The 13,190-nt window shown below is 44.8% G+C and carries 14 protein-coding genes; 11 read left to right on the forward strand and 3 right to left on the reverse strand.

Going from position 1 to position 13,190, the window contains the following annotated elements; genetic code table 11:
* The first annotated feature begins 6 nt into the window (after window positions 1-6).
* Entirely contained in the window at window positions 7-1,017 is a 1,011-nt protein-coding gene (locus JNUCC31_RS23775) for a carbohydrate ABC transporter permease (RefSeq protein WP_192265321.1), read from the forward strand.
* 234 nt (window positions 1,018-1,251) lie between these two features.
* Here the strand turns inward: JNUCC31_RS23775 and JNUCC31_RS23780 are convergent, their stop codons facing one another.
* A complete protein-coding gene (locus JNUCC31_RS23780) occupies window positions 1,252-2,649 on the reverse strand; it encodes a chymotrypsin family serine protease (protein WP_192265323.1) in 1,398 nt (465 codons plus the stop codon).
* A gap of 260 nt (window positions 2,650-2,909) precedes the next feature.
* Between JNUCC31_RS23780 and JNUCC31_RS23785 the strand changes: the two genes are divergently transcribed.
* The 4 genes from JNUCC31_RS23785 to JNUCC31_RS23800 all read left to right on the forward strand — a co-directional run bounded on the left by JNUCC31_RS23785 (window position 2,910) and on the right by JNUCC31_RS23800 (window position 5,838).
* The gene (locus JNUCC31_RS23785; protein WP_192265325.1) at window positions 2,910-3,401 is read left to right on the forward strand and encodes a hypothetical protein; all 492 of its coding nucleotides are present in this window, start codon (window positions 2,910-2,912) and stop codon (window positions 3,399-3,401) included.
* A gap of 297 nt (window positions 3,402-3,698) precedes the next feature.
* A complete protein-coding gene (locus tag JNUCC31_RS23790; RefSeq protein ID WP_192265327.1) occupies window positions 3,699-4,661 on the forward strand; it encodes a glycosyl hydrolase in 963 nt (320 codons plus the stop codon).
* A gap of 304 nt (window positions 4,662-4,965) precedes the next feature.
* A complete protein-coding gene (locus tag JNUCC31_RS23795; RefSeq protein ID WP_192265328.1) occupies window positions 4,966-5,511 on the forward strand; it encodes a hypothetical protein in 546 nt (181 codons plus the stop codon).
* 12 nt (window positions 5,512-5,523) lie between these two features.
* Entirely contained in the window at window positions 5,524-5,838 is a 315-nt protein-coding gene (locus tag JNUCC31_RS23800; RefSeq protein ID WP_192265330.1) for an SUMF1/EgtB/PvdO family nonheme iron enzyme, read from the forward strand.
* A gap of 63 nt (window positions 5,839-5,901) precedes the next feature.
* On the opposite strand, the gene JNUCC31_RS23805 is transcribed toward JNUCC31_RS23800, so the two are convergent.
* A complete protein-coding gene (locus JNUCC31_RS23805; RefSeq protein ID WP_192265331.1) occupies window positions 5,902-7,020 on the reverse strand; it encodes an MFS transporter in 1,119 nt (372 codons plus the stop codon).
* Between the two features lie 89 nt (window positions 7,021-7,109).
* On the reverse strand, window positions 7,110-7,640 hold the full coding sequence (locus JNUCC31_RS23810; RefSeq protein WP_192265332.1) for a TetR/AcrR family transcriptional regulator: 531 nt from the start codon (window positions 7,638-7,640) through the stop codon (window positions 7,110-7,112).
* 295 nt (window positions 7,641-7,935) lie between these two features.
* Between JNUCC31_RS23810 and JNUCC31_RS23815 the strand changes: the two genes are divergently transcribed.
* From JNUCC31_RS23815 to JNUCC31_RS23840, 6 genes are all read left to right on the forward strand, one after another.
* Complete coding sequence (locus tag JNUCC31_RS23815; protein WP_323374340.1) at window positions 7,936-8,856, forward strand: metallophosphoesterase family protein; 921 nt, start codon at window positions 7,936-7,938, stop codon at window positions 8,854-8,856.
* A gap of 86 nt (window positions 8,857-8,942) precedes the next feature.
* Window positions 8,943-9,800 (forward strand): DMT family transporter, encoded by an 858-nt coding sequence (locus JNUCC31_RS23820; RefSeq protein ID WP_228469775.1) that lies wholly within the window; start codon window positions 8,943-8,945, stop codon window positions 9,798-9,800.
* 236 nt (window positions 9,801-10,036) lie between these two features.
* Entirely contained in the window at window positions 10,037-10,588 is a 552-nt protein-coding gene (locus tag JNUCC31_RS23825; protein WP_323374341.1) for a nucleotidyltransferase family protein, read from the forward strand.
* A gap of 52 nt (window positions 10,589-10,640) precedes the next feature.
* Complete coding sequence (locus JNUCC31_RS23830) at window positions 10,641-11,372, forward strand: YdcF family protein (RefSeq protein WP_192265333.1); 732 nt, start codon at window positions 10,641-10,643, stop codon at window positions 11,370-11,372.
* A gap of 698 nt (window positions 11,373-12,070) precedes the next feature.
* Window positions 12,071-12,628: a DJ-1/PfpI family protein gene (locus JNUCC31_RS23835; RefSeq protein ID WP_192265334.1), complete on the forward strand. Its 558-nt coding sequence runs from the start codon at window positions 12,071-12,073 to the stop codon at window positions 12,626-12,628.
* 40 nt (window positions 12,629-12,668) lie between these two features.
* Window positions 12,669-13,190: a hypothetical protein gene (locus tag JNUCC31_RS23840; RefSeq protein WP_192265335.1), complete on the forward strand. Its 522-nt coding sequence runs from the start codon at window positions 12,669-12,671 to the stop codon at window positions 13,188-13,190.

A 13,190-nucleotide genomic window follows, 5' to 3' on the forward strand; every position in this document is an offset into this window, starting at 1 on the left:
AGGACTATGGCTGTGTCGGGAACGGATCGCATGGTGGTGGTTCCGAGAGAGAACTACCGCATGCAGAGGGTGCGAAACAAGACATCGGACCTCCTGTATTCCATATTCAGATATGCACTGGTTATCGGTATTTCATTTATTATTTTGTATCCGCTGGTTCTCAAAATTTCGGTTGCATTCAAGGATAAACAGGATATCTATAATCCGACCATCTATATGATTCCCCAGCATTTTACGCTGGATAATATCAAGCTTGCGGCACAGGTGATGGATTATTTGCCTTTACTGGCAAATACGCTGTTGTTCGTCACGATTACAACACTGCTCACAGCCATATCCTGTGCGTTAGCCGGATACGGCTTTGCCCGCTTTTCCTTCCCCGGAAGCAATGTGCTGTTTGTGTTGGTGATCCTCACCATTCTGGTACCGACAAGCACCCTGATGGTGCCGATGTATCTGCACTTCCGCAGCTTTGATATCCTGGGAATGGTTCATCTGTTCACGGGGCGTGAGGGGATCAACCTACTGAATACATACTGGCCGTCCATGATTACCGCGGCTACGGCAGGTGGGCTGAAGGCAGGGCTGTTCATTTATATTTTTCGGCAGTTCTTCAAGGGCATGCCCAAGGAAATTGAAGAAGCTGCGCTAATCGATGGAGCAGGCGGGTTTCGGACATTTGCCCGAATCATGCTGCCCAACGCCATTTCACCGCTAATCACGGTCATTCTCTTCTCCTTTGTCTGGCAGTACAATGATACGTTCTATTCGGCGTTATTCATGAGTGAAAGTCCACTCATCTCGCTGAAGGTGGCGTCCTTGCCAGCCCAGGCGAACCAGTTAATTCCCCAATTGATGGGTTTTGGTTCAAACTCGGGTATGAAGGCCGATCCGAACTATGTCGCCATGATCGTGGATACGGGCATTCTGCTGGCGATTGCACCGCTTATTATTTTGTATCTGTTTGTACAGCGCTATTTCGTGGAAAGTATTGAACGTTCCGGTGTTGTGGGTTAAGCGTAAATTTCTCGTGTTTTCTGAAAGACTGATAAAATATTTAAAGAAAGGCGCCTGGAATCCTTCAGAGTAAGTGGATTATTTGGGTGTTTTTCAAGTTGTTTAACTGTCATAAACAAGCAAGGTTCAGTTGTTTCTATTTCAGCTACGTGGAAAAGCTTATATTCTTCGGGTTTAGAAAACATGAAGGCCCGAGTCCTCTGAGAAGAACTTGGGCCTTGTGTTACATTTCTTTTATTTGGCAATAACTGTTATACCTGATAGGTTTAAATCACTGTAAGTAGTCCAGATAGGCTCATACACTTTATAAGTTCCAGGAGGTATAGGGCTTTGATTACTAGTTAGAGTTACAACGCCAGTATGAGTACCGGCCAAGTCGAATGTCCAGCCTTGCAGAGAATTGTCATAGGCGTAGTTAGTCAAAATGGGGCCTCCACTGTCCCCTCCCATGGAAGTATATCCTGTGGCAAGTACTTCATTATGTTTGTAACCGTACCCAGCTCCTCCCCAATAAATATCAACGTTTGAATAAGCAATTTTTCCTGAAGTGGTAGTACCGCTATTCGCTCCTCTTAAATACACTGTATCCCCAGGGGTATCACTAACATATACGCCGGTAACCATAGCCATATTTGAAGTGGATGGGTATGGAACTCTTGGACGTCCTGAATAATCAGAGTTTAATGTTATATATCCAGCATCCGAGGAAGCATTTGAACCATCCCCTGAAGATGTTGTTCGAAATGTGAAATTTCCAATAGTTGAATAGCTCCAAGTGGGTTGGTACCAAGCATTTACTGTGCCTGTTGGTTGGCAATGACCAGATGTAACTAGTACCTCTCGGTTATTTTGATTTACTCCGAAGTACCCAGCCGTACATACCGTGTGTTGATAATTATCTCCACTTACCTTTTCATAATTTCCTCCTATTTTAGATCCCATGGGGAACTGAGAACCGTAATTCGTATTATCGGTTTCAACCTTAAGTGAAGAAGCTGGTAGAGTTGTGAATTCAAGCATATCTGACTGTGTAACAAGATTAGCGACTGATTCTTCGCTTAGTTTGGCTTCTTCATCCATCGCGATGATTAGTTTATTGTTTTGTATATCGGGAATAAGCGCGCGAACGGTACCGGGCTTAACATTTTCTCTAATTGTTTTCTTTGCATTCTCAATATCTTCCCAAGAAAATTTTGTGACTTGAAATTCAATTTTATCGCTATTTTGAACCGAGTTTAGAACCTTTGTTTTTGATTGTTCTATATCTTGGGTAATCTGCACTACCACTGTTCCCTTGTCTTCAGAGTAATAATGTCCCGAAAACTTTGTGGGTTCGTTTTCTATTAATTTTTTAATTATAGGGGTATCATACTTAATTCTGTTTTTCTCCACATAATTTTTTAAAAGGGATGTAGTTTGGAGCTTTTCCTGGGAGTCGAACATTTGCAAGGGATATGGAGTTTCATTCAAATTGTTTTTCTGTGTGATTTCTGCAATGTCCCAGATAGAACCAGTTAATGTTTTCCAGTTATAATCATTATTTTCTTCTGCACTTGAAAGTCCACCCATATTGAGGCTTAGTAGAATAAACGAAACTAGAGTAACCAAACCTATTAATTTTCTAATTTTCATTTTAGCAGTCCTTTCTCTTTTGTATTAGAGCTTTCCAACAAAATTACAGACGAAGAGTTTAGTAAGTTAAAAATCCATCCCCCCCCTTAATCAGTTTGCATATCATGGAAAATTATACCATTAAATGATATGTTTGTGTTTATTTTCTGTGAATTATCTTGTAAGAAATTCCTTTTTATGATTTTTTTATTTAAATAAACTCCGATTATGAAACAAATTATGAATTATCTACGTCTTTACTAAAAGGGAGGTGAGTTAGCTTGAAAGTGTTTATTGCTCTGGTTGTTTGCCTAAGTTTGTATGGCTGCCAATCACTAGAAGAGGATAAAGCTATGATGAATGGATGGGAGGGATCACCCAAATTGGAGAAGCAAGAAGCCTCTCTTTTCTCGACTAACATCTCGGCACCAAAGAAAGTAAAGTGCAATGAAATGTTTACTGTCATAGGTGATTTTGATGTGAAGTCCAACCAAAAACTGCAAATAGTTAGCAGGGAGAAGCTGTTCACATTTCTGGTCAAAGATAGCAGTGGACGACAGATTAATTCTTCGTTTGTTACAGATGCAGGCAAAATTCGTGAAGTTTCAGGAAAGACTACCATTTCCGAGAATTTCAATTATAAGATTAAGGAGCCAGGCAGCTATGAAATATCTGCTGTTGCCGAATTTACTATAACTAAGAGCGGCAAGGCCAGCAACTACACTATTAAAACAAATACCCAAAGAATTGAAGTTATTGAAGATGAGCAATAGAAAGAGCAAACAAGCACCTTTATCTCTAAAGATTTAAGGTGCTTGTTTACTTCCTTACTTCCTTACTAGGTAGTTTGTACGTTAGAGAAGATATTAGAATTCGAAGAACGCTTTCTAAAAGTGCGAGCAGATTAGCATTGAGGGTAGAAAAATTGTTCACTACATATCCATACTCATGCCATGAGTACAGGTGACGGTTAGAATCATGGTGAAGCACCGGATCGAGTAATGTTTCGGTGTCCTTGGTTAAGCAGAAGGGAATTACGGGATGGTGAATAATCATTGGAGGTATCCGATATGACGAAAAATAAAATCAGCAGTATTTTGGTGAATGAAGCAGCAACTTCTGAGGCCAGAGAACTGATGAATTTTTTGGCAGAACGTTATGGAACAGGGGTACTGTCGGGACAGCAGGATTATGGCAACCTGAACTGGATTAATGAGAATACAGGCCGGAAGCCGGCGGTAATCGGATTCGATCTCATGGAATATTCTCCGTCAAGAACAGAACGAGGTGCGATATCCCAGGAGATTCGGGATGCGATTGCATGGCACCGGCAAGGCGGAATCGTGACTCTCTGCTGGCACTGGAATGCACCGACGAATCTGATTGACGAACCAGGCAAGGAATGGTGGCGAGGGTTCTATACGGATGCAACTACCTATGATCTTGCCTCGGCGCTGGCTCATCCCGAATCGGAAGAATATACCTTATTGATCCGGGATATGGATGCAATTGCAGTACATCTGCAAGAACTAAAGGATGCTGGGGTGCCCGTTTTATTCCGGCCGCTTCATGAAGCGGAAGGAGGCTGGTTCTGGTGGGGAGCCAAAGGACCTGAACCTGCCAAGCAGTTGTATCGTCTGCTGTATGATCGATTGGTCAACAAGTATGATCTGGGTAATCTGATCTGGATGTGGAACTCCGAAAAGCCGGAGTGGTATCCGGGTGACGATGTGGTGGACATTGTGAGTGTGGATGTGTATCCAGAAGCAGGGGATCACAGTCCACTAGCTGAACGTTATGAGAATCTGCGAACACTGGTGAATGACCGAAAAATCATTGCCCTAGCTGAGAACGGCTCCATTCCTGATCCGAAGCAAATGAAAGAGCGGGGCGTGCACTGGAGCTGGTTCTGTACCTGGACGGGAGGGTTCCTGAGGGATGGCAATCATAATACCGTGGCATATTTGAAGGAAGTATATAATAGTGAAGAAGTAATAACGCTGGATCAATTACCGAAGTGGAGTTGGAGATAGGGCTATCATTTGGACTATTACTAAACTATAAAAGCGTCAGCAAAGCATAAGGAATTATGCGAGTGCTGACGCTTTTGTATTGATCATTTTCTTTTGTAATGGGTGAGTTCTGATTAAATGAGCTACCCAGCAGCGTTTCATAGCATGGCACTGATTTTCGATATTTCCACTAATGTGGACATGAGGTACATTATAAGTAGATGTAAGAAAGTTGTTTTTGTATCTTAATAAAACTCAGGTTGTACGAATAATAGACTCGTGAATGAGTGTGTTTTTATATCGTTGAAAAAGAGGCGGGACCCGAATGACAGACCTGAACGCATATCATTATTTTGAAAAAAGTGTTGGACCATTCCGCAATCTCTCCAGTTTGTCCGAACAGGAGGCAGAATTCGTTGCGCGGCGTATCCGGCAGGAAGGCCGGAATTTTGCCAGTCAGCGTTCAGCAGATTACATGATGATTCGCAGAGCGCTTGAGCAGAAAGCGTACGATCAGTTTATCGCCAAAGGTGGGAAACCGACCAACCGTTATCCTCATTACCTGACCCTGGGTGCATGTGCGTGGTTGGAATCATGGTATACCGATCCTGATTGTGTCACGATCTCCTGGGAGGATCTGCCTCCTGATTCCGTTAGTTTTACCTACGGCGATTTGTTTCCAACGATGCGTTATTTGGATGATAAAGCTTACCGTAAGCAGGTCTACACCAAAGATGAAATTCTGGACGTTATTCAATCCTATGGATGGCCTCAGGAATGGAATCGACAGGGGGATCTCGGCCCGGAACGTTATATCGAAGTACAGGTCTGGAACGAGGGCATCATCAGACCATATCGTCAACGTTATTGACATGTGAAACGGATGAAGAAATTCAGGCGAAGCGTTCGTATTGAAGGTGGGCGTTTCCTGATGGGCACGAATGACCCCAAAGCTTTTGCCGCAGACGGGGAAGGCCCCGTCAGGGAAGTTCAGGTGAACTCCTTTTATCTGGACGCCTATACGGTAACGAATGCGGAATTCGCCCAGTTTGTACGTGGGACGGGATATCGGACTGAGGCAGCGCGGTTTGGCTGGTCTTTTGTTTTTCATCCGCTTGTTTCTCAGCAAACAGCGGCTCAAGTTCGAACCGTGGTACAACAGACGCCTTGGTGGTGGGTTGTTGAAGGTGCAGACTGAGCTCATCCCGAGGGGCCTGATTCTAATCTGAACGATCGTTCTGATCATCCATCGGTTTGTAGATTAAGACACGGGGGGCTTCACCCGAATGAGCAACCCGAACAGACCCAGTACAGCAAAGGCCAGAAACGCTGTGGTGTTGGAGAACATTTCAATGGTGTAACCTGCTATGGATGAACCCAGGAACTGCCCTGCTCCGAGAGCCAGAAAAGCAAGGCTGATCCCGATGGATGTATTCGGGTTGAATAGTCTTGTGGCCCAAACAATGAATACACTGGTCAGGAAAATATAGGTGCTGCCAAACACAATGGCTGAGATCAAGCTGGCGGCCATCGATGGAAGAAGGATAACGCCAAGTGAAAGAGACAAGAGCAGAATGCCTATCCGATAGGACCATCCGATCCCAATGCGTTCAATAATGCGACCAGCACATCCCCCGAGAATCCCCATAATCCCCATCACAATCCAGAACAGTACAGCTTCCGAATCGGAGGCCCCTTTTTCGTCCGTAAGGAAGTTTCGGGCAAAGGTCCAATAGATTGCAGAACTGATGCCTGTCAGAAGGGAAGCCATGAGCAGAGCTACACCGGGTCTGGTCGGCTTCATGCAAGCCCAGAGGGACTTGGTACAAGGCTCTGTTTTGCGTTTGGAAATAACCCGTCTATTCCACACCACAACCACCACACCGAGAACAGCGAAGAAGATGTAGGTTAAACGCCAATATTCGGTGAACAGCCAGTAGATCGGACCGGATACGATAATGCCAAAGCTGGTACCTGTGTTAATCCAGCTGTTTCCTCTGGCTTGCTGTTCAGGCGCAAGCTCAGCATAGACGGTGTTGCCCAATGCAGGAGAGGCCAAGCCCGTACTTAATCCGGCGAGAAATACGCTTAACGTAAGAACAAAGGCGTTTGGAGACAAGCCAATGCCCAATAAACCGAGCACAGCACTAACGCCAGCTATTTGAATAACGTGATAGTGCCCCATGCGATTAATAAGAAGTGGAGCACTAAGCAAGGACAGGCAGTATGCAATGTAGGTTGCGGAATTGATTGCTCCAGACTGGGCATCGTCCAGTTGCAATGCTTCCGAAATTTCTGGCATAAACAGCCCATAGCTGAATCTCCCGAATGCATAACATATAGCGATAAGTGCAATCCCTGGGAAAATTACCTTTTTCATTAAATCCACCTCTTTTTTAGATAGAACGATCATTATATTTTCTTTGAAATAAAAAAGTGAGTTGAACTACTAACTCACCCGGTCTGGGATCACTTGAAACTATTTTGCGTCATGTGAATGAGCTCCCGACATACACTATTTACATTTTCTGTCTCAGCAAGTGCGGTAGAACCCTCCAGCAGCAGGACAAATTGCAACAGAGAACGGTCATTTGCAGAGGGATCCAATTTTTTTATCAAGCTTATTACATGTTTTTTGTGCGCATGGACGGTTTGCACAATTACGTTGTCTGCATCTCCACCAAATTCTTCCTTCGCACGTAGAAATAAACATCCTCTTGACTCATGCTCCATCAACCAACGTGCATGTCCTTCCGCGAGATTAAGGAATACAGGTTGAGCCTTATTGTCCGCATACTGCTGCAGCTGTTCCAAATAGCGCTGTTCGCGCCGCCGAAGCACCTCAACAATGAGATCATCTTTGGAATCGAAGTGGTTATATAGCGTCATGATGGCAATCCCGGCATCTGTGATGATCCGTTTCAAGCCGATGGAATGAAAACCGTGGAGGTAGAACAATTCCTCAGCCACGTTCAACAGCATTTCCTTTTTGCTGCTCATAAGGATTATACTCTCCCTTCAGAATAAGATAGAACGATCATTATATTCCTAAATTATAGAAAACGGTCCCCATTGTCAAATACTGTGAACCATTCCAATTGCCATTTGGTGAGAGCTTCTAGCCATTCAGCAGGGCCAATTTTTGAGATGGAAAGAAGGAGTGATCCTGTTCTTAATATGTATTGACAGTAATATGATGTGAGGATAAGATCATATGAAACAACGTAAAACCACAATAAACAACATTAAAAACTTTTTTAGTCCATAGTGCATGGATCATCAGGGAGGAAAAAGGGTGAAACATCAGCTTACTTTTCAACAAAATGGAACCTTCAAAATAGTGCAGTTCACAGATCTGCACTGGAAAGATGGGCGGCCTGAAGATCTTCGGACCGGGCAATTAATGAAAACAGTAATTGAAGCGGAACAGCCCGATCTGGTTGTATTTACAGGCGATGTCATCTACACGGGCCCTGTCGATCCTGGCAATAAGGAATGTGAACATCCAGAGCAGGCATTCCGGGATGCCGTATCGGTGGTGGAAGAGCGTGGGATTCCGTGGGCTTTTGTGTATGGCAATCATGATACAGAGAATCGGATTACCCCCGACGGATTAATGGATGTGATTCAAGAACATGCGCATACCGTGACGGAACCTGGGCCGGGTGAGATTGCAGGATTGGGCAATTACACACTGGAGATTGCCGGAGCGGATGGCAGTCCGGCCGCAGTGTTGTATTTACTCGATTCAGGCAGCTATTCCCCGTTCGAGTCCATTCCCGGTTATGGCTGGATTCACCCCAATCAGATCCAGTGGCTGATGTCTGAATCCACACGCGTCAATCCCGGCCGCAGCCGCGGGGATAAGCTTCCAGCCTTGGCGTTTTTCCATATCCCGATTCCTGAATATCAGTCCATGTGGGACACACAGATCTGTTACGGCAGCAAGTACGAACCTGTCTGCTCCGCCCAAGTGAACTCGGGTTTGTTCTCGGCACTGCTGGAGATGGGCGATGTGATGGGGACCTTTTGCGGGCATGATCATGTGAATGATTTTCAGGGGACTTACCATGGTATTCGTCTTTGCTACGGCCGTTCAAGTGGACACAGTACATACGGGAGGGAAGCATGCTGCGCGGAGGACGGGTCATTCAATTGCAGGCGGGACAACGCAGCTTCGATACCTGGCTTCGTCTGGAAGACGGATCGGTCGTGAGGGAACAGCCAGAACATCAACCTGAGAGCGGTTTGGCACATTAGAGAATATAGAAGAGCAAGGGATTAGAGAGGAACGTTTTGATTATGATTTTACCTGTATTTCTGGTGCTCGCTTCCGGGATGGCTCACGCGGTCTGGAGCATGTTCACCAAACGCAGTTTAAACAAAAGTGTGTTCTTATGGTCCATCATGATGATTCCGACCGTAATTCTCCTGCCTGTGCTTATCGTGGAGTTGGTACGGGTACCATTATCCATGCCAGCCTATGCCCTGCTTGTGCTATCCATGGCGTTGCAAGCGTTGTATTCCTGGCTGCTGTCGCAGACGTATGAATTGGGCGACTTGTCGCAGATTTATCCGATTATGCGGGGAACGAGCACCTTGTTAGTTCCTTTGATCGGGGTTGCTTTTCTAGGGGAAACGTTATCACTGTTCGGCTGGGTCGGTATTGCCTGCATGATCGTTGGATTTACGGTACTTAGTGGTGTGGGAAGCAGAGACGGCAAATCTGGCATAGGGGTAAAAGGGGCAAAGCCGGTTCTGATGGCCTTATGTGTCGGGTTATGTACAACCAGTTATGTGTTCGTGGACAAATTGAATCTAGAGCATATCTCACCCTTGTCCTTACTTGAAGTGACGAACATCGGCTTTGTAGCCGGATTGACTCCGGCGCTGCTTGCTTCCCGCCAACTGCGTCAGGAGTGGAAGAAGAACCGGTCGACCATTATGTTGGGAGCACTGCTGAATCCGGGCTCATACTTGTTGTTTCTGTTTGCATTACAGCAGGCACCGATGGCCAGGTTGGGTCCGCTTCGGGAAGTGGGGACGGTATTTGCGGCCTTCCTCGGTATTTTGTTACTGAAAGAACAGCAAGGGAAGAAACGTATTCTCTGTTCCATCGTTATTTTTGGCGGCATATTGCTGATTGGCATGTGGGGTTAGTGGAATTCCAGTAGGCTTAATTCCTTTATTCGATCTCCTCATTCAATCCCCTCAGGGTAAATGATCTTAAGGAACATCTGTTCAGATGAGCTTAGGATTACTGCCTGAGGGGATTTGTTTATTTTATCGCAGGTACTCAAACATGATATATTGAAAACAAGCAGTTGTCGGTAAAGTAAAAGTAAGCCATGATAGCTCTACGATTAAAAGGGCAAAGTAACAAGGAGAGGCGATAAATGCTGCATGAGGACAAGTTGATCCAGGCGATTACGGAGCATGAAAAATTAATGCATGATCTGCGGCGGGTTCGCAGTCTTGATCTGCCTCAGTGTTGCATAGGTGCGGGGTATATTCGCAATTATATCTGGGATACAATTCATGGCTATTCTCTTCGTGAACTGCACAGCGATATTGATGTTGTCTACTACGATACGGAAGACAAGCGACAGGAGCGGGATCTGCTGCTGGAACAACGGCTTCGTGAGGAGACAGGCAATTCCAAGTGGTCGGTGAAAAATCAGGCGAGGATGCATCTGCGCAACGGAAATGAACCCTATCAATCCACAGAAGATGCTCTTCGATATTGGCCGGAAATCGCCACAGCCATAGGTGTGCGGTTGGATGAACAGGATCAGGTGGGCATCTGTGCCCCGCATGGGCTGGAGGATCTGTATGCGTTAATCGTGCGGCAAAGTCCTTTTTTCTCGGATGCAGACTATTATAATCAGCGTATAGAGAAGAAGTGCTGGCAACAACAGTGGCCCAAGCTTACGATCATAAGATCCTGAATGAAGGGCATGTGACGGAAGTGAAGGCCCGAGAAGGAGTGTTACTGGGTTTATGAAAAAGTTTATACAAGAAAAAGGCCTGATCCTTGATCTTATTTTCATTGCATGTTTTATGATCTTTCTGGTCTTCTGGGGCTGGAACTTCGCGGTGAAGTTTTTTGGCATGATCACTGCCGCTTTTATCGTGCTAAGGCGGATTGATTATCATAAGCATATTCTGCTGAAACGCATTCTGCTTACCGGGTTCGGAATCGTTACAGTTTCATTTGTCATTATCGAAGCGCTTGTCTTTACTCAGCTTCGTGCGAATGAACTGGAAGAAGTGGACTATGTCATTATTCTCGGGTCGGGCATCAAGGGAACAGAATTGTCATTGACCTTGAAACAAAGGCTGGATGCCAGTCTGGACTATATTCGCAGCCATCCTGATACGCCAGTGATTGTGTCCGGCGGGCAGGGGCCGGGAGAATCAATTCCCGAAGCACTTGCCATGAAAAACTACCTTGTTGATCAGGGGATTAGCCCTGCACAAGTCATTATGGAAGATCGATCGACCAGCACCCAGGAGAATATGGCTTTTTCCAAAAAAATCATTGATGCATCCGGACTGGAGCATCCCGAGATCATGATTGTCACAAGTGACTACCATATGTTCCGATCCAAGTATCTGGCGGCCAAGAACGGTTACGCCGCCGAATATGGCATATCGGCTCCTTCACCGGGTTATCTGAAACCGATCAATATGATCCGTGAGTATTTTGCAGCGGTCAAAGCGTTTATCTAATGGATAATGCGCGAATTCAGAGATGGATTGCAATTCCTGAGAGATATCGAGCCAAAAAAGGCAACGATCAACTCCTAATCGAGTGAACGTTGCCTTTTTGTTATTTCTTATCATACGTTTTGAAAATTTCAGTGATCACATTGAGATCCATAGCTATTTCATGCGGTTCATGGGTTCTCAGAATGGTAATCAGTTTCTGGATGTTAGGGCCCAGACTTTTTTCTTGCAGAGACAATCAACCTCGACAAACTGCTTGAACGAACAGAACAAGTATTGAGTGAACTATCCGTCCGAATTCTCAGTGAACCAAACTCTCCACCTATATAGATTTTTTTTGCTTCCTGAAAATATACAAGATGTTTTATTTGACTGGGACAGCTTCCGTACGCCAAAGCGGCATACTAGGAGCTGTTTTTTTTGGTAAAAAAGACCATCAATCGAAAGAATCTTGTACAATGAAGAAGTTGGGGAATCGAAACATAAATGGAGAATATATGTGGGAGGGTGTACTAGATACTAATCAAGATCATTTTATGTGAAATAGAAGAGCAGGATCAAAAAACATTTTATCCTGCTGTGGGATTCAAATGATGACCATAACGAATTTATGAGAATGAGACCCATGATCATCTGATCAGAAATAACCATCAGACTGCTTTACAACGTTTGCGGACTGGTAAAGAAGGGGTGCAACTGATTTGAAAACATACATACTATTATTTGAAGGATACGTATCATTTGAGATTATGTTAGCCTGTTATTTTATGAAAACGCAAGGAGACATCATAACGGTGGCGTTGGAAAAGGGACCGTTACAGTCATATGAGGGATTTTCAGTTAATCCCTCTGCTCTATTAAATGAGATTGATCCGTCCGAAGTGGATCTTTTCATCATTCCCGGAGGAAATGTTACGGCAGTGCTGCAACGTCCGGACTTGATGAACTTGCTCAAAGAACTTAATGAGCGTAAAACTCCCATTGCAGCGATTTGTGCAGGAACATTGTTGTTGGGCCAAGCCCAAGTATTGGAGAGCAAAACATTTACAACCAATGCTGAATCGGAGATGAGAGCAGTCACAGCACAAGGGGAATATGTGAATCAAGGTGTGGTTGTTGATGGACATATTATTACAGCCAAGGCGAATGCTTATGTGGATTTTGGAATTGAAATCGGTAAAGTTATGAATATATATTCAGGTCCTGAGGATCTGGAAGAAACGATTCAAGTGTTCAAATATTTCAATGTCAAAGCATGATATAATATACGTCATTAATAGAAGAACGATGTAGGAGTGAATGATCATTACAGCATATAGGTTACCTGCTCTCTATGAGCAAAAGAAAGTTTCAGCGCATGACATGGAAGAGATTGTCCGTCTGTTGGCACAAGCTCCATTATTATATGATGACGGACTGAGCATCCAGGTTCAGGACTTCATGGAAGGATTGGAGATTGAACTTGAGCATGAGGTGCGGCGCGCAGTAATCGAGTTGTATGAACTGGCTGTGCAAGCATGCCGCCCCTTCTCTGAGACATTTGCCTATGAGCAGCTTCAGGATGCGCTTGGACTACAGGCCGAGCTATGGCAGGAAGAAGTTCTATCGCTTGCCGAATGGATGGAATGGTTGAAGCAGATCGGTAAAGTCCAAAGAAAACTGCCGGAATACGATTTTACAGCCATGCTAGGGACTTTGCCTGAAGGGTTCATGATTCATGATTTCCATGACGAGCTCCGCTACCAGTTGGAGCAAAACCCAGCAGACGCATGGGCGATCGAAGAACGCAATCGCTTATACGCAGCATTGGGCGCGAATTAA

Source organism: Paenibacillus sp. JNUCC-31 (assembly GCF_014844075.1).
Classification (GTDB): Bacteria; Bacillota; Bacilli; order Paenibacillales; family Paenibacillaceae; genus Paenibacillus.